Origin of the sequence: Cedecea neteri, from assembly GCF_000758305.1 — a bacterium.
In the GTDB taxonomy this organism is placed as follows: domain Bacteria; phylum Pseudomonadota; class Gammaproteobacteria; order Enterobacterales; family Enterobacteriaceae; genus Cedecea; species Cedecea neteri_C.
Window position 1 is genome coordinate 2,660,385 of the sequence record NZ_CP009458.1, and the last position, 18,463, is coordinate 2,678,847.

The following is an 18,463-nucleotide window of genomic DNA, read 5'->3' on the forward strand; positions in this document are numbered from 1 at the left end:
AGAAACAAGAAAGGCGACCTGCAAGGCCGCCTTTTTTAACATCTTTAAATTATTTACACTGTTCGGCCAGGCCGTCGAGATAGCGCTCGGCGTCCAGAGCAGCCATACAGCCGGTTCCGGCGGAGGTAATGGCCTGACGATAAATATGATCCATCACATCGCCCGCGGCAAATACGCCCGGAATGCTGGTCTGCGTGGCGTTGCCGTGGATGCCGGACTGCACTTTAATGTAGCCGTTTTCCAGCTCCAGTTGACCGTTAAAGATGGCGGTGTTCGGGCTGTGACCAATAGCCACAAACAGGCCGGCGACTTCCAGCTCTTCAGTAATATCGGTGTTTTGCGTGTCGCGCAGGCGAAGACCGCTGACACCCATTTGATCGCCTGTGACTTCTTCCAGCGTGCGGTGGGTGTGCAGCACAATGTTGCCATTCTGCACTTTATCCATCAGACGGTTAATCAGGATCTTCTCCGCACGGAAGCTGTCGCGGCGGTGGATCAAATGCACTTCTGAGGCGATGTTGGCCAGATAAAGCGCTTCTTCAACAGCGGTATTCCCGCCGCCGATAACCGCGACTTTCTGGTTGCGGTAGAAGAAACCGTCACAGGTGGCGCAGGCAGAAACGCCGCGGCCTTTGAAGGCTTCTTCGGAAGGCAGGCCAAGGTAGCGTGCAGATGCGCCGGTCGCGATGATCAGCGCGTCACAGGTATATTCGCCGCTGTCGCCCACCAGGCGGAAAGGACGGTTCTGCAGATCGACACTGGTGATGTGGTCGAACAGAATTTCAGTTTCGAACTTAGCCGCATGCTCGTGCATACGTTCCATCAGCAACGGACCAGTCAGGTCGTTAGGATCGCCAGGCCAGTTTTCGACTTCGGTTGTGGTGGTCAGCTGACCGCCTTTTTCCATCCCGGTAATCAGAACCGGTTTTAAGTTGGCGCGTGCAGCATAGACCGCTGCGGTATAGCCCGCAGGGCCGGAGCCAAGAATAAGCAGCTTACTGTGTTTAGCTGTGCCCATGAGATCCTCATTGAACGTTTACAGACAATGGGGATGATTGTAGGGAATTCGTTGCATTAAAAAAAGAGTGCAGCAATGTTGTTAACGATGTGTGTCATTGATGCTGCCTATAAGCCCAATGAATATCGCCGTCATGTGCATAAATAATCATTGTAATAGCACGGTAATCACGGGGCGAAAATGATGAATAATCATCAGCCAAAAGGAATATCTGGCACGTTCCACTAAAAATAGATGTTTTGCTTTGACAATCCCCTAAGCATTTGCGAAAACATTCGAGGAAGAAAAACATTTGGTGATGTGGAAGCCGCGTGCTCTCGCGCAAACCTGATGCAAATTTACCGAGTTATTGAAATTTACGCATGACGTGGACAGACGCTATGCGTGATGTCGATAGCAGCCGCAAGGCATCGGTCTTCTCACGTACACCCTGAACATTGACGTCACCAGGGTTATGGCAGGTGAAGGAAGGAATAGAGAGAGACAATAATAATGGTAGATAGCAAGAAGCGCCCGGGCAAAGATCTCGACCGTATCGATCGCAATATTCTCAACGAATTGCAAAAGGATGGGCGCATTTCTAACGTTGAGCTTTCCAAGCGTGTTGGGCTTTCGCCGACGCCGTGCCTTGAGCGCGTTCGTCGTCTGGAACGTCAGGGTTTTATTCAGGGCTATACGGCACTGTTAAACCCGCATTATCTGGATGCCTCGCTGCTGGTATTTGTTGAGATTACTCTGAATCGTGGCGCCCCGGATGTGTTTGAGCAATTTAACGCCGCAGTGCAGAAACTTGAAGAAATTCAAGAGTGTCATCTCGTATCCGGTGATTTCGACTACTTGTTGAAAACACGCGTGCCGGATATGTCGGCGTATCGTAAACTCTTAGGTGAGACCCTGCTGCGTCTGCCGGGCGTGAACGACACCCGTACTTATGTTGTCATGGAAGAGGTCAAACAGAGTAACCGTTTGGTCATTAAGACCCGTTAATACGGGCCAGGTGCAAAATTGGCGTATTTTGGTTACACTCCTGGGAATCCATACAGCAACAGCTCCGGCAGGCCGCCGGTGCTGTTGTCTCCATTGAGTTTAAGGACCTGGAGAGCCTTTCTTGAGCCAGGAATATACCGAAGATAAAGAAGTAACATTGCGGAAACTGAGCAGCGGGCGCCGTTTACTCGAGGCGTTGCTGATCCTTGTTGCCTTATTCGCCATCTATTTGATGGTTGCCTTGTTAAGTTTTAACCCCTCAGACCCCAGTTGGTCGCAAACCGCATGGCATGAGCCAATCCATAATCTGGGTGGCGCACCGGGAGCGTGGTTTGCCGATACGCTGTTCTTCATTTTTGGCGTGATGGCCTACACCATTCCGGTGATCATCATCGGTGGCTGTTGGTTCACCTGGCGCCAGCGCGACAGTGAAGAGTTCATCGATTATTTTGCCGTTTCGCTGCGCCTTATCGGCGTCCTTGCGATGGTGTTGACCTCATGCGGACTGGCGGCCATCAATGCGGATGATATCTGGTATTTTGCCTCGGGCGGCGTACTGGGCAGTTTGCTTAGTACGGCTATGATGCCGCTGTTGAACAGCAGTGGTGGCACAATTGCGCTGCTTTGTGTTTGGGCCGCGGGCCTGACACTGTTCACCGGCTGGTCATGGGTCAGCATCGCCGAGAAACTTGGTAGCGCAGTGCTTACCGTGCTGACTTTTGCCAGCAACCGCACCCGTCGGGATAACACCTGGCAGGATGAGGATGAATACGAAGAAGAGCATGACGCAGACGTAGCGCCGCAGGTTTCTGCTGAGAAACGCGAATCCCGTCGTGCGCGTATTTTACGCGGTGCACTTGCGCGCAAGCAGCGCCTGTCACAGAAGTTTGCTAATCCTAACGGCCGCAAAACGGATGCTGCATTGTTCTCTGGCAAACGTATGGACGATGCTGAAGACGACGTGTTGTTCAGCGCGCGTGGGGTAGAAGCCGATCCGAACGATGTACTGTTCTCCGGGCATAAAGCGACTTTGCCTGAAGATCAGGAATACGATCCGCTGTTCAGTGGGCATTCTGCCGTTGAACCTATAGCTGCTGCGGTCGCGGCGACAACGGCTAATCAGTCTTGGGCTGCGCCAGTACCGCCGGTTGCGCCAATGCCGCCAGTATCAACACCGGCACCTACTGTTGACGCTGAGCCTGCTGCCCCAGCGATTGCCTGGGAACCGGCACCGACAACGGTCACACCAGAACCGGTTATTGCGCCAGCCCCGGATCATTACACTTCGCCGCACCCGGCAAGCATACAACAGCAGATTGTGCCTGAGACACATCAAAGCTGGTCTGAACCTGTTGTGCCAGTGGCTCAGCCAGTCGTTGAACCACAGCCTGCACCTGAACCGGTAGAAGAGGTGAAATACGTTCGCCCGCCGATGTACCACTTTGAAGAAGTCGAAGAGAAGCGAGCTCGCGAACGTGAACAGCTTGCGGCGTGGTACCAACCAGTCAATGAGCCAAAGCCTGATCCTTACAACTATGCGCCTGTAAAATCTGTGACACCGGAGCAGGCTCAACCTTCAATACCGACACCTGCGCCCGTTTCCGCGCCGTTATCGGCACCAGAAATGCCAGTGTCGGATGTAACGCAGGCTGCCTCAGGTGTTCAGCAGGCAGTAAAAACTGCGGCGACTGCGGCAGCATTTTCACCCGTATTCAGTATCGCCAGTGATGCGCCACGTCCGCAGGTAAAAGAAGGCATTGGCCCTCAACTGCCGCGCCCAAACCGGGTACGCGTTCCAACTCGTCGTGAACTGGCGTCCTACGGCATAAAACTGCCTTCCCAGCGAATGGCTGAAGAGCAGGCAAGACTCGCTGAGAACCAGCAGTCTGAAGACGATTACGGCGATGAAGGCGATGCGCTGCAGCAGCACGAACTGGCCCGCCAGTTTGCAGCTCAGCAACAGCAGCGCTATGGCGAAGAATACGAAGACGAAAGCTGGTCTGAAGAACAGCAGGCTGAGGCGGAAGAAGCGGAACTTGCGCGTCAGTTTGCTGCGCAGCAGCAACAGCGCTACAGCGAGCAGCCGCAGCAAAATAATGCGCCGTTCTCCCTGGACGATTTTGATTTCCAGTCATCGTTGAAGGAGCTGGTGGATGATACGCCGAGCGAGCCGTTGTTTACCCCGAGCTTTGAACCGGCCCCGCAGCCAGTTCAGCACAGTCAACCAGCGGCACAGCCTTCTCAATATGCTCAGGCGGCTCAGCATCAGCCCGCTGCGCCAGAGCCAAAAGAGAGCCTGATCCATCCGTTCCTGATGCGTAACGGTGACGACCGCCCACTTCAGAAACCGACCACGCCGCTGCCGTCACTGGATCTACTGACTTCTCCTCCAACTGAGGTTGAACCAGTAGATACCTTTGCGATGGAGCAGATGGCGCGTCTGGTAGAAGCGCGTTTGGCTGATTACCGTATCAAAGCCGACGTCGTGGACTATTCTCCGGGCCCGGTTATCACCCGATTTGAACTTGATTTAGCTCCGGGCGTGAAGGCTGCCCGTATCTCTAACCTTTCCCGCGACCTGGCGCGTTCACTCTCCACTGTCGCCGTGCGTGTGGTTGAGGTTATTCCGGGTAAACCTTACGTTGGCCTTGAGCTGCCTAATAAAAAGCGCCAGACCGTGTATCTGCGTGAAGTGCTCGACTGCGCTAAATTCCGCGACAACGGCTCTCCGTTGACCGTGGTTCTGGGTAAAGACATCGGCGGTGAGCCTGTGGTTGCAGACCTGGCGAAGATGCCTCACTTGCTGGTAGCCGGTACAACGGGTTCCGGTAAGTCGGTCGGCGTAAACGCCATGATCATCAGCATGTTGTATAAAGCAACACCGGAAGACGTTCGCTTCATTATGATCGACCCGAAAATGCTCGAACTGTCGGTCTATGAAGGCATCCCACATCTGTTGACCGAAGTGGTTACGGATATGAAAGACGCCGCGAATGCGCTGCGCTGGAGTGTGAACGAGATGGAGCGCCGTTATAAGCTGATGTCCGCGCTTGGGGTGCGAAATCTTGCGGGCTACAACGAACGCGTGCTGGAAGCTGAGCGCATGGGGCGCCCGATTCCTGACCCGTTCTGGAAGCCTGGCGACAGTATGGAAGTCAGCCACCCGATGCTGGAGAAACTGCCGTACATCGTGGTGCTGGTGGATGAATTTGCCGACCTGATGATGACGGTAGGTAAAAAAGTAGAAGAGCTGATCGCTCGCCTCGCACAAAAAGCGCGCGCCGCAGGTATTCACCTTGTTCTGGCTACCCAACGTCCTTCGGTTGACGTCATTACCGGCCTGATTAAAGCTAACATTCCAACCCGTATCGCGTTTACGGTGTCGAGCAAAATTGACTCGCGTACCATCCTTGATCAGGGCGGCGCTGAATCACTTCTCGGCATGGGGGATATGCTTTATTCCGCGCCAAACTCCACGACGCCGATTCGCGTGCACGGTGCCTTTGTCCGTGACGAAGAAGTGCATGCGGTGGTGCAGGACTGGAAAGCACGTGGTCGTCCGCAGTACATCACCGGCATTACCGATGATGAAGGCAGCGGTGAAGGTAGCGGCGGCGGTATGGACGGCGACGAAGAGCTGGATCCGCTCTTCGATCAGGCTGTCGCTTTCGTGGTTGAGAAACGGAAAGCATCTATCTCTGGCGTGCAGCGCCAGTTCCGTATCGGCTACAACCGGGCCGCGAGGATTGTCGAGCAGATGGAGGCGCAGGGGATCGTGAGCCCACAAGGGCATAACGGTAACCGAGAGGTGCTTGCGCCGCCTCAGTTTGAGTAATCTGACCAAGCGCTAGTCCACTGAGTAAAAAAGAGCCGCGTCTGCGGCTCTTTTTGCAAAGATGGGTAAATTACCGGAAAATCAGCTTATTCTTCTGTTGCGGTAGCCAAAGACTTCACTAGAGTGAGCAGCAGAAGCGCCATCATCAGGTGGTCAATGAATCCAGAGGGAAAATAATGAAAAAAATCGTAATGACCTGCGCGCTGTTAGCTGGCCTGACCGCAACCGGAGCCTGGGCTGACGCAGCCGGGGATTTGCAGGGCCGCCTTGATAAAGTTGGCAGCTTCCACGCCAGCTTCACCCAGAAAGTCACCGATGGCAGCGGCGCTGCCGTGCAGGAAGGTCAGGGGGACCTGTGGGTTAAGCGCCCAAACCTGTTCAACTGGCACATGACTCAGCCGGATGAAAGCATCCTTGTTTCCGACGGTAAAACCCTGTGGTTCTACAACCCATTTGTTGAGCAGGTTACGGCCACCTGGCTAAAAGACGCCACCAGCAATACGCCGTTTATGCTGATTGCCCGCAACCAGTCCAGCGACTGGAAGCAATACAACATCAAGCAAAACGGCGATGACTTCGTGCTGACGCCAAAAAGCAGCTCGGGTAACCTGAAGCAATTCACCATCAACGTCGGTCGTGACGGCACTATCCATCAGTTCAGCGCAGTGGAGCAAGACGACCAGCGCAGCAGCTATACTTTGAAGGCTCAGCAAAACGGCGCAGTGGATGCCGGTAAGTTTACGTTCACCCCGCCAAAAGGCGTCACGGTGGACGACCAACGTAAGTAGAGGCTTGAGTGAGCAACCTGTCGCTCGATTTTTCAGAGAATACCTTCCAGCCGCTGGCCGCGCGTATGCGGCCAGAAAATTTGGCGCAATACATCGGGCAGCAGCATCTGCTGGCCGATGGAAAACCGCTGCCCCGAGCCATTGAAGCAGGTCATCTGCATTCCATGATTCTTTGGGGGCCACCGGGCACCGGTAAAACGACCCTCGCTGAAGTGATTGCTCGCTATGCCAGCGCGGACGTCGAACGTATTTCTGCGGTAACCTCAGGCGTAAAAGATATTCGTGAGGCCATCGAACGTGCACGGCAAAACCGCAATGCCGGGCGGCGCACCATTTTGTTTGTCGACGAAGTTCACCGCTTCAATAAAAGCCAGCAGGATGCTTTCCTGCCGCATATTGAAGACGGCACCATTACTTTCATTGGTGCGACAACCGAAAACCCTTCTTTTGAGCTGAACTCGGCGCTGCTTTCCCGTGCCCGCGTCTATCTGCTGAAATCACTGACCGTGGCGGATATTGAGCAGGTACTCAATCAGGCGATGAACGATAAAGCCAGGGGCTATGGTGGGCAAAATATCATTCTGCCAGACGAAACGCGTAAAGCCATTGCCGAGCTGGTAAACGGCGATGCGCGCCGGGCACTGAATACGCTCGAAATGATGGCGGATATGGCTGAAATTGACGCCAGCGGCAACCGGATTTTGCAAACCCAATTGCTAACGGAGATTGCTGGCGAACGCAGCGCGCGTTTCGATAATAAAGGCGATCGCTTTTACGATCTGATTTCAGCGGTACATAAATCAATTCGCGGCTCTGCCCCGGATGCGGCCCTTTACTGGTACGCTCGCATTATTAGCGCAGGCGGCGATCCGCTCTACGTCGCACGACGTTTACTGGCGATTGCCTCTGAAGACGTTGGCAATGCCGATCCGAGAGGTATGCAGGTGGCGATTGCCGCCTGGGATTGCTTCACCCGCGTAGGTCCGGCAGAAGGGGAGAGGGCTATTGCTCAGGCGATTGTTTATCTGGCCTGCGCCCCGAAAAGTAACGCCGTTTACACGGCATTCAAAGCCGCAATGGCCGATGCGCGCGAACGCCCCGATTATGACGTGCCCGTTCATCTGCGTAACGCTCCAACGAAATTGATGAAAGAAATGGGCTATGGCCAGGAATACCGTTACGCCCACGATGAGCCGAATGCCTATGCCGCCGGGGAAGACTATTTCCCACCTGAAATGGCACAAACTCGCTACTATCGGCCGACCAACAGAGGTCTGGAAGGGAAGATTGGTGAAAAGCTAGCCTGGCTTACCGAGCAGGATCAGAAAAGCCCCACAAAACGCTACCGCTAATGCAGGCGTTGCGGTAAGGTTAGCAAGACTATCAAAGCGGCCGCAGGCTGTGGCCGCACTCCTATAAATTCAATTCGATAAGCACAGGATAAGCATGCTCGATCCCAATCTGCTGCGTACAGAGCCAGACGCAGTCGCTGAAAAACTGGCACGCCGGGGCTTTAAGCTGGATGTAGACACGCTGCGCTCTCTGGAAGAGCGTCGTAAAGTACTGCAGGTCAAAACGGAAAATCTGCAGGCTGAACGTAACTCGCGATCGAAATCCATCGGCCAGGCGAAAGCGCGCGGAGAAGACATTGAGCCGCTGCGCCTGCAGGTTAACCAGCTGGGCGAAGAGCTGGATGCAGCGAAAAACGAGCTTGATTCTCTGCTGGCAGAAATTCGCGATATCTCGCTGACCCTACCAAACATTCCTGATGACTGCGTGCCGTTGGGCAAAGACGACAGCGAAAACGTCGAAGTCAGCCGCTGGGGCGAGCCGCGTAAATTTGATTTCGAAGTGCGCGATCACGTGACTCTGGGCGAAATGGCCAAAGGTCTGGATTTCGCTGCGGCGGTTAAACTGACCGGTTCCCGCTTTGTCGTAATGCAGGGGCAGGTGGCGCGTATGCACCGTGCGCTGAGTCAGTTTATGCTGGATCTGCACACCGAGCAGCACGGCTACATGGAAAACTATGTTCCGTATCTGGTTAACCAGGACACGCTGTACGGTACCGGCCAGTTGCCTAAGTTTGGTGGCGACCTGTTCCACACCCGTCCGCTGGAAGAAGAAGCGGACAGCAGCAACTATGCGCTGATCCCTACCGCAGAAGTGCCGCTGACCAACCTGGTTCGTGACGAGATCATCGACGAAGATTCCCTGCCGCTGAAGCTGACTGCGCACACGCCGTGCTTCCGCTCTGAAGCTGGATCCTATGGCCGTGATACTCGCGGGCTGATTCGTATGCACCAGTTCGACAAAGTTGAGATGGTGCAGATCGTTCGCCCCGAAGACTCTATGGACGCGCTGGAAGAGATGACAGGCCATGCGGAGAAGGTTCTGCAACTTCTGGGGCTGCCATATCGTAAAGTGCTGCTTTGCAGCGGTGATATTGGTTTCGGTGCGCGCAAAACTTACGATCTGGAAGTCTGGCTGCCGGCACAGGATACGTACCGTGAGATCTCTTCCTGTTCCAACTGCTGGGACTTCCAGGCTCGCCGCCTGCAGGCCCGCTGCCGCAGTAAAGCAGACAAGAAAACTCGCCTGGTTCACACCCTGAACGGTTCTGGTCTGGCGGTTGGCCGTACTCTGGTCGCTGTCCTGGAAAACTACCAGCAGGCTGATGGCCGCATTCAGGTACCAGAAGTGCTGCGTCCTTACATGAACGGCCTGGAATACATCGGGTAATCCACCGTTTGTGATGCATTGAAAAAGCGCCTCAGGGCGCTTTTTTTATACCTTAATTCCGAGGTTTTACGTCAACACCGCCTTTCTTGATACCAGACAATAACCCCTACTCCCAAAGAAGTATTATTGCTCACCGGAAGCGGGTGATGATTGTTCAATTAAAACTTCAATCTAATCATCATTTGGCGGCTGTGCTTCACAAGGCGTGACGCGGCCTGGTCAATCCTTCAATAAAAATAAACCGGACACCCCTTTCATCCTTTAGCTGCGCAACGGAATGTGGGCTCTCAACCCGCGTGACCGCTGTCGGCTTATTTTAACTGTGAGCAAAACAAGTAGGTCACTATGACTGATAAAACCCCTAACGCGATCCTCGCGGCAGAGGTCAGCCGTCGTAAGCTGGTCCAAACCACGGCAATCGGTGGTTTAGCTGCTGCAACTAGCGCCTTCTCACTTCCTTTTTCCAGGCTTGCTTTTGCCTCCCAACCGGATAACCCTGGTGGTGATGAGAAAGTAGTCTGGAGCGCCTGTACGGTAAACTGCGGCAGCCGCTGCCCGTTGCGTATGCATGTGGTGGATGGCGAAATTAAATATGTCGAAACCGATAACACCGGTGATGACGATTATGAAGGTTTACACCAGGTTCGGGCCTGCCTGCGTGGACGTTCCATGCGCCGTCGGGTCTATAATGCTGACCGCCTGAAATACCCGATGAAACGCGTTGGTGCGCGCGGAGAAGGGAAGTTCGAGCGCATCAGCTGGGATGAAGCGTTTGATACCATCGCCCACAGCATGCAGAGCATCATTAAAGAGCATGGTAACGAAGCTATTTATCTGAACTACGGTACCGGTACGCTGGGCGGAACCATGACGCGTTCCTGGCCGCCGGGTTCCACGCTGATTGCCCGCCTGATGAACTGCTGTGGGGGTTACCTCAATCATTACGGGGACTATTCCACCGCACAGATTGCCGCTGGTCTGAATTATACCTACGGTGGCTGGGCAGACGGCAACAGCCCATCCGATATTGAAAACAGCAAGCTGGTGGTGCTGTTCGGCAATAATCCGGGCGAAACGCGAATGAGCGGTGGCGGGGTGACTTATTATCTCGAGCAGGCTCGCCAAAAGTCCAATGCCCGAATGATCATCATTGACCCACGTTACACCGACACTGGTGCTGGCCGGGAAGACGAATGGATCCCTATTCGTCCTGGCACCGATGCGGCACTGATTTCCGCGCTGGCGTGGGTAATGATGGACGAAAACCTCGTGGATCAGGCTTTTCTGGACAAATACTGCGTTGGCTATGATGAAAAAACGCTCCCGGCAGGTGCGCCGCGCAATGGCCACTATAAAGCTTACATACTCGGCCAGGGAACAGACGGCGTTGCCAAAACACCTGAATGGGCTTCGCAGATAACCGGTATTCCGACCGATCGTATTATCAAGCTTGCCCGAGAGATTGGCAGCGCTAAACCGGCCTTTATCAGCCAGGGTTGGGGGCCGCAGCGTCACTCCAACGGCGAACTGGTTTCCCGCGCAATCGCCATGCTTTCTATTCTGACCGGTAACGTCGGTATTCAAGGGGGTAACAGCGGGGCGCGTGAAGGCTCTTATAGCCTGCCGTTTGTGCGAATGCCTACGCTGGAAAACCCGGTTCAAACCAGCATCTCCATGTTTATGTGGACCGACGCCATAGAGCGCGGCACGGAGATGACTGCCACCCGCGACGGAGTACGCGGCAAAGAGAAGCTCGATGTACCGATTAAAATGGTCTGGAACTATGCCGGGAATTGCCTGATTAACCAGCATTCTCAGATCAACCGCACGCACGACATTCTGCAGGATGATAAAAAATGCGAAATGATCGTGGTGATCGACAACCACATGACGTCCTCTGCGAAATACGCCGATATTCTTCTGCCAGATTGCACGGCCTCTGAGCAGATGGATTTCTGCCTCGATGCTTCCTGCGGCAACATGTCGTATGTGATTTTTGCCGAACAAGCCATCAAGCCGCGTTTTGAATGCAAAACCATCTATGAAATGACGACTGAACTGGCGAAACGTATGGGAGTGGAGCAGCGTTTCACGGAAGGACGGACCCAGGAAGGCTGGATGCGTCACCTGTATGCTCAATCTCAGGCTGCGATCCCTGAGCTACCTGGCTTTGATGAATTCCGCCAGTTGGGGATGTTTAAAAAGCGTGACCCGGAAGGACATCACGTCGCCTACAAAGCCTTCCGTGAAGATCCCCATGCCAACCCACTAACGACACCGTCGGGGAAAATTGAGATCTATTCCGCTCAGCTTGCAGATATTGCCGCCACCTGGGAACTGCCGGAAGGGGATGTCATCGACCCGCTGCCGGTGTATAGCTCAGGTTTTGAGAACGTTGGCGATCCGTTGGCGGAAAAATGGCCGCTGCAGCTGACCGGCTTCCATTACAAAGCGCGGACGCATTCAACCTATGGCAACGTTGACGTGCTGAAGGCGGCCTGTCGTCAGGAGATGTGGATCAACCCGCTGGATGCAAAACAGCGCGGCATCGCCAATGGTGATGAGGTCCGTATTTTTAACGATCGTGGGGAAGTACGCATTAACGCCAAAGTCACGCCACGCATCATTCCTGGCGTTGTCGCTTTAGGAGAAGGAGCCTGGTATAGCCCGGATGCCAACAAGGTAGACCGCGCGGGAAGCATCAACGTGCTGACCACTCAGCGCCCGTCACCGCTGGCAAAAGGCAATCCATCCCACAGTAACCTGGTTCAGGTTGAAAAGGCGTAAGGAGCAGTAAATGACAACCCAATATGGCTTTTATATCGACTCCAGCCGCTGCACCGGCTGCAAAACCTGCGAACTGGCGTGCAAGGATTTTAAGAACCTGAGTCCGGAAGTCAGCTATCGCCGCATTTATGAATATGCAGGCGGTAACTGGCAGGAAGATAACGGTGTTTTCCACCAGGATGTTTTCGCCTACTACCTTTCTATCTCCTGTAACCACTGTGAAGATCCGGCCTGTACTAAGGTCTGCCCGAGCGGCGCGATGCACAAGCGGGAAGATGGGTTTGTGGTGGTGAACGAAGAGGTTTGCATCGGTTGCCGCTACTGCCACATGGCATGCCCGTATGGTGCGCCGCAGTACAACGAAGAGAAAGGCCACATGACCAAGTGTGACGGCTGTTATGAGCGCGTCGCTGAGGGGAAAAAGCCGATTTGCGTGGAGTCCTGCCCGCTACGTGCGCTGGACTTGGCGCCTATCGATGAATTACGCCAAAAGTACGGTACTCAGGCCGCCATTGCTCCGCTGCCTGCAGCGCACTTCACAAAACCAAATATCGTGATTAAACCTAACGCCAACAGCCGCCCAAGTGGGGATACCAGCGGTTATCTGGCCAACCCGAAGGAGGTGTGAGATGGGAAACGGATGGCATGAATGGCCGCTGATGGTCTTTACGGTGTTAGGCCAGTGCGTTGCAGGTGGGTTTATCGTTATGGCCCTGGCGCTGTTGTATAGCATGAAGGACAGGGCGGTTCGCAAGCGCACCGAGTTGCTGATGGTGGTGCTGTGGATCCTGATGGGCATCGGCTTTATTGCCTCTATTTTGCATCTCGGGTCGCCGCTGCGAGCATTCAACTCATTGAACCGTCTCGGTAGCTCAGCGCTGAGTAATGAAATTGCCAGTGGATCGGTATTTTTTGCGGTGGGTGGTTTCTGGTGGCTTTTGACCGTGCTTGGCAAAATGCCTCAGACGCTCAGCAAAGTTTGGGCCGTAATCACCATGATTCTGGGTGTGGTGTTTGTCTGGATGATGAGTCGGGTTTATTTGATCGACACTGTCCCTACCTGGTTTAGCGTCTGGACGCCACTGAGCTTCTTCCTGACGATGTTCATCGGTGGCCCACTGCTGGGCTATTTGCTGCTTTCTGCAGCCGGGGTTAGCGGCTGGGGGATGCGTATATTGCCTGTCGTCTCGCTGCTAGCTTTGCTGGTTAGCATGGTTGTTGTGCTGATGCAGGGCATGGAGCTGGCAACGCTGCATAACTCTATTCAACAGGCATCTGCGCTGGTGCCGGAGTACGGTTCACTGATGGCCTGGCGGATGGTTCTGCTGGTGATTGCTCTGGTCGGCTGGATTGTACCGCAGCTGAAAGGCTACCGGCCTGGCGTCGGCTTGATGACGCTGGCGATGGTATTGGTGATTGCAGGCGAACTTATCGGTCGTGGCGTTTTCTATGGGCTGCATATGACGGTTGGTATGGCGATCGCGAGCTAACATTTCATCGAGTTATAAGCGCGTCTGTGGGCGCGCTTTTTCATGCTTTCAGATAAGAAAATCTCACCTGAATATCCATGAAATTTTTCATTGCTCATTTTTGCCTGCTTCCCGCTATATCGCATCAAAAACAGGGAGATACAATTTACGTGACCCCGGTCACTTATTAGCAGGATAAGTTTTTCAAATCGTTCCCGTCAAAACCCCTCTCACCCCCCATTATTGCTGGATTGACAATCAATTTGCCGGTGGCATGATGCGCACAAATTTCCTGATTTCCTCACGGTTTGATACCCATGACCACCTATACCCGTCCCGTATTGCTCCTGCTTTGCGGGCTTTTGCTGCTGACTCTGGCGATGGCGGTTTTAAACACGCTCGTCCCGCTTTGGCTGGCTCACGATAATCTTCCTACCTGGCAGGTCGGGATGGTGGGCTCCGCCTACTTTACCGGCAACCTGGTCGGGACATTGATTACTGGATGGGTGATTAAGCGTCACGGGTTTAACCGCAGCTACTATCTTGCCTCCATTATCTTTGCCGTGGGTTGTATTGGCCTCGGGCTGATGGTTGGTTTCTGGAGCTGGATGGTTTGGCGGTTTGTGGCAGGTGTAGGCTGCGCCATGATTTGGGTTGTGGTTGAAAGCGCGCTGATGTGCAGCGGGACTTCCCGCAACCGAGGCCGTCTGCTGGCGGCTTATATGACCGTTTACTACATCGGGATGGTTGTCGGCCAACTGATGGTCAGCAAGCTTTCGACTGAGCTGATGAACGTTTTACCGTGGGCTACCGCGCTGGTGCTGGCCGCTATCCTTCCGCTGCTGTTTACCCATATCGTCAGCGACGGCGATGAGCATCGGGATAACACTCCGGTCTGGCCGATGCTGCGTCTGCGTCAGGCCCGGCTGGGCGTGAACGGCTGCATTATGTCAGGTATCGTACTTGGCTCTCTATATGGCCTGATGCCGTTGTATTTGAACCATCAGGGCGTGAGTGATTCCGGTATTGGCTTTTGGATGGCGCTAATGATCAGCGCGGGTATTGTTGGTCAGTGGCCGATGGGGCGTCTGGCGGATAAATATGGCCGTCTGTTGGTGCTGCGTGTGCAGGTGTTCGTGGTGATTCTCGGCTGTCTGGCAATGCTCAGCAACGCCGCCATGGGGCCTGCGCTATTCGTGCTTGGGGCTTTCGGTTTCACGCTCTACCCAGTGGCGATGGCCTGGGCTTGCGAAAGAATTGAACGTCATCAGTTGGTGGCGATGAATCAGGCTCTGTTGCTGAGCTACACCATCGGGAGCCTGATTGGGCCGACGGTTACTGCGCTACTGATGCAAAATTATTCTGATAACGTGCTGTTTATCATGATGGCCGCAGTGTCATTTGTTTATCTGATGATGCTGCTGCGTAAGGCGGGTCATCATCCAACCCCGGTGGCTCACGCTTAATCCGTTTATTGTGTCCAGGATTCAATAACACCGAAATTTGTGACTGGTACAGTCTTACTGAGAAGTAAACAGGCCGGAACGGAAATATACGTGCTCCCACAGAGGGGAGCACGGTTCGAATCAGTACATCACTTTATGGCCGTACTGCTCCAGAATACCTTTCACCCGCTCCATTGTTTCTTTCTTCGGCGGATGTACGCCATCCAGCTTGTATTCTTCGCCCATCGCCACCCACTTGTGTTTGCCCAGCTCGTGGTACGGCAGTAGCTCGATTTTTTCAACGTTGCCCATGTCACGGGTGAACTCACCCAGGCGATGCGCAGAATCATCATCGTCAGACCAGCCCGGCACGACCACGTAGCGGATCCACACTTTAATGTCTTTTTTCGAAAGATATTGCGCAAATTCGAGCGTGCGGTGGTTGGAAACCCCGACCAGATTCTGGTGGATTTCATCATTCATTTGCTTGAGATCGAGCATCACCAGATCGGTGACCTCCAGCAACTCATCAATCACAGGATCGTAGCGGCGAACAAAGCCGTTGGTGTCCAGGCAGGTATGAATCCCTTCTTTGTGGCAGGCGCGGAACCAGTCACGTACGAACTCGGCCTGCAGGATAGCTTCGCCGCCGGACGCGGTGACGCCACCGCCGGAGGCATTCATGAAGTGGCGATAGGTGACAACTTCTTTCATCAGATCTTCTACCGTCACTTCTTTGCCACCGTGGGTGTCCCAGGTGTCGCGGTTGTGGCAGTACAGGCAGCGCATCAGGCAGCCCTGGAAGAAGGTGATAAAGCGGATACCGGGGCCATCCACGGTACCACAGGATTCAAAAGAGTGAATTCGTCCGATTGCTGACATTGCGGTGATCTCTCCAGATGTGGCCCGTCCAGGGCCTGTGTCGTGCACAGCTCAAGCCGGCTGTGTTAAGTCTGTTTTGACAGATACCCAGAGTATAGATAGCTGGCAAAGCAGGCTGAGGGTAGGGAGGTGAGTAAAAAGGCCCCACGGGAGTGGAGCCTTTATATAGTACGCTTCTTCAGTCTGACAAGGAATTAGATGGACTGAGTGAAGGTACGGGTAATAACGTCCTGCTGCTGCTCTTTAGTCAGCGAGTTGAAGCGAACCGCATAACCGGATACACGGATGGTCAGCTGAGGATATTTCTCAGGGTTTTCCATCGCATCCAGCAGCATTTCACGGTTCATCACGTTGACGTTCAGGTGCTGACCACCTTCGATGTTTGCTTCGTGGTGGAAGTAACCGTCCATCAGGCCTGCAAGGTTGGTTTTACGCACGTCATCGTCTTTACCCAGCGCGTTTGGCACGATGGAGAAGGTATAAGAGATACCATCTTTCGCGTAGGCAAACGGCAGTTTAGCAACGGAAGTCAGGGAGGCAACAGCACCTTTCTGGTCACGACCGTGCATTGGGTTAGCGCCTGGGCCGAACGGAGTACCTGCACGACGACCGTCTGGGGTGTTACCGGTTTTCTTACCATAAACCACGTTAGAGGTGATGGTCAGAACAGACTGGGTCGCGATAGCGCCACGGTAGGTGGTCAGTTTCTGAATTTTCTTCATGAAACGTTCAACCAGGTCAACGGCGATGTCATCTACGCGAGGATCGTTGTTACCGAACTGTGGATATTCACCTTCGATTTCGAAGTCGATAGCCAGGCCGTCTTCGTCACGGATAGGTTTTACTTTCGCGTATTTGATTGCAGACAGGGAGTCAGCTGCAACGGACAGACCCGCGATACCACAAGCCATGGTGCGAACAACGTCACGGTCGTGCAGAGCCATCAGAGACGCTTCGTAGCTGTATTTATCATGCATGTAGTGAATGATATTCAGCGCGGTCACGTACTGTTTAGCCAGCCAGTCCATGAAGTGATCCAGACGATCCAACACATTGTCGTAGTCCAGAACGTCGGCAGTGATTGGTGCTTCTTTAGGACCAACCTGCATTTTCAGTTTTTCATCAACGCCGCCGTTGATAGCGTACAGCATGGTTTTCGCCAGGTTTGCACGAGCACCGAAGAACTGCATTTGCTTACCAACGATCATCGGGCTTACGCAGCATGCGATAGCGTAGTCATCGTTGTTGAAGTCAGGACGCATCAAATCGTCATTCTCGTACTGCAGAGAAGAGGTATCGATGGAGACTTTAGCTGCGTATTTTTTGAAGTTCAGTGGCAGTTTTTCAGACCACAGAATGGTGATGTTTGGCTCCGGAGACGGCCCCATGGTGTACAGGGTGTTCAGGAAGCGGAAGCTGTTTTTGGTCACCAGAGTACGGCCATCAACGCCCATACCGCCGATAGATTCGGTTGCCCAGATTGGGTCGCCGGAGAACAGCTCATCATATTCAGGGGTACGCAGGAAACGAACCATACGCAGTTTCATGACCAGGTGGTCAATCATTTCCTGAGCGTCTTGCTCGTTGATTTTGCCTGCTTTGATGTCGCGCTCGATGTAAGCATCCAGGAAGGTGGATACGCGACCGAAGGACATTGCAGCGCCGTTCTGAGATTTAACTGCAGCCAGGTAGCCGAAGTAAGTCCACTGAATAGCTTCCTGAGCGTTGGTCGCAGGACCGGAGATGTCGTAGCCATATTTAGCAGCCATCTCTTTGATCTGACCCAGCGCGCGGTGCTGTTCAGAGATTTCTTCACGCAGACGGATAGTCGCTTCCAGATCTTCACCGTTTTCCAGTTTGGTTTGCAGTGAGTTGAACTGAGCGAACTTGTCTTTCATCAGATAGTCGATACCGTACAGCGCAACGCGACGGTAGTCACCGATGATACGGCCACGGCCATAGGCATCTGGCAGACCGGTAATAACGCCGGATTTACGGCAGTTCAGGATGTCTTTGGTGTAAACGTCAAACACGCCCTGGTTGTGGGTTTTACGGTATTCGGTGAAGATCTTTTTCAGCATCGGGTCAAGTTCACGACCGTATACTTTGCAAGAGCCTTCGACCATTTTGATGCCGCCGAAAGGAATGATGGCGCGTTTCAGAGGAGCATCGGTCTGCAGACCCACGATGGTTTCGAGGGACTTGTTGATGTAGCCCGCATCGTGAGCGGTGATGGTAGACGCGAGGTCGGTATCAAAGTCAACTGGCGCGTGAGTGCTGTTTTCCAGTTTGATGCCTTCCATCACGCTGTCCCACAGTTTGGTAGTTGCGTCGGTAGCACCTGCCAGGAAGGACTCGTCACCCTCGTACGGGGTGTAGTTTTTCTGAATGAAGTCACGGACGTTAACTTCATTCTGCCAGTCGCCTTTAGCAAAACCTTCCCAGGCTGTGGCTAACTTTTCATTTTGCTCGGACATGTAACACCTACCTTCTAATGTGGAGTTCTTAAACCT

The 18,463-nt window shown here is 53.7% G+C and carries 12 protein-coding genes; 9 read left to right on the plus strand and 3 right to left on the minus strand.

Translation table 11 applies throughout. The features are described 5' to 3' along the window. Window positions 1-49: 49 nt before the first annotated feature. Window positions 50-1,018, minus strand: a complete 969-nt coding sequence (trxB, locus tag LH23_RS12490) for a thioredoxin-disulfide reductase (RefSeq protein WP_039291478.1) — start codon at window positions 1,016-1,018, stop codon at window positions 50-52. 492 nt (window positions 1,019-1,510) lie between these two features. Between trxB and lrp the strand changes: the two genes are divergently transcribed. The 9 genes from lrp (at window position 1,511) to LH23_RS12535 (ending at window position 15,089) form a co-directional block, all read left to right on the plus strand. Further along, a complete protein-coding gene (gene lrp / locus LH23_RS12495) occupies window positions 1,511-2,005 on the plus strand; it encodes a leucine-responsive transcriptional regulator Lrp (protein WP_000228469.1) in 495 nt (164 codons plus the stop codon). A 121-nt stretch (window positions 2,006-2,126) separates the two neighbouring features. Continuing rightward, window positions 2,127-5,840: a DNA translocase FtsK 4TM domain-containing protein gene (locus tag LH23_RS12500; RefSeq protein ID WP_039291480.1), complete on the plus strand. Its 3,714-nt coding sequence runs from the start codon at window positions 2,127-2,129 to the stop codon at window positions 5,838-5,840. 176 nt (window positions 5,841-6,016) lie between these two features. Then, window positions 6,017-6,628, plus strand: coding sequence for an outer membrane lipoprotein chaperone LolA (gene lolA, locus LH23_RS12505; RefSeq protein WP_039291483.1), 612 nt, complete (start codon window positions 6,017-6,019; stop codon window positions 6,626-6,628). A gap of 8 nt (window positions 6,629-6,636) precedes the next feature. Continuing rightward, window positions 6,637-7,980 (plus strand): replication-associated recombination protein A, encoded by a 1,344-nt coding sequence (locus LH23_RS12510; RefSeq protein ID WP_039291485.1) that lies wholly within the window; start codon window positions 6,637-6,639, stop codon window positions 7,978-7,980. Window positions 7,981-8,074: 94 nt separating this feature from the next. Next, window positions 8,075-9,367, plus strand: coding sequence for a serine--tRNA ligase (gene serS, locus LH23_RS12515; RefSeq protein WP_008461154.1), 1,293 nt, complete (start codon window positions 8,075-8,077; stop codon window positions 9,365-9,367). Window positions 9,368-9,712: 345 nt separating this feature from the next. Beyond that, window positions 9,713-12,154: a dimethylsulfoxide reductase subunit A gene (gene dmsA, locus LH23_RS12520; RefSeq protein ID WP_039291486.1), complete on the plus strand. Its 2,442-nt coding sequence runs from the start codon at window positions 9,713-9,715 to the stop codon at window positions 12,152-12,154. A 10-nt stretch (window positions 12,155-12,164) separates the two neighbouring features. Then, entirely contained in the window at window positions 12,165-12,782 is a 618-nt protein-coding gene (locus tag LH23_RS12525) for a DMSO/selenate family reductase complex B subunit (protein ID WP_039291488.1), read from the plus strand. 1 nt (window position 12,783) lies between these two features. Further along, window positions 12,784-13,644, plus strand: coding sequence for a dimethyl sulfoxide reductase anchor subunit family protein (locus tag LH23_RS12530; protein ID WP_039291490.1), 861 nt, complete (start codon window positions 12,784-12,786; stop codon window positions 13,642-13,644). A 296-nt stretch (window positions 13,645-13,940) separates the two neighbouring features. After that, window positions 13,941-15,089, plus strand: a complete 1,149-nt coding sequence (locus tag LH23_RS12535; RefSeq protein WP_008461162.1) for an MFS transporter — start codon at window positions 13,941-13,943, stop codon at window positions 15,087-15,089. Between the two features lie 120 nt (window positions 15,090-15,209). Here the strand turns inward: LH23_RS12535 and pflA are convergent, their stop codons facing one another. Together pflA and pflB are read right to left on the minus strand one after the other, a co-directional pair. Beyond that, on the minus strand, window positions 15,210-15,950 hold the full coding sequence (gene pflA, locus LH23_RS12540; RefSeq protein WP_039291492.1) for a pyruvate formate lyase 1-activating protein: 741 nt from the start codon (window positions 15,948-15,950) through the stop codon (window positions 15,210-15,212). 194 nt (window positions 15,951-16,144) lie between these two features. Continuing rightward, window positions 16,145-18,427, minus strand: a complete 2,283-nt coding sequence (pflB, locus tag LH23_RS12545) for a formate C-acetyltransferase (protein WP_008461167.1) — start codon at window positions 18,425-18,427, stop codon at window positions 16,145-16,147. Window positions 18,428-18,463 lie beyond the last annotated feature (36 nt).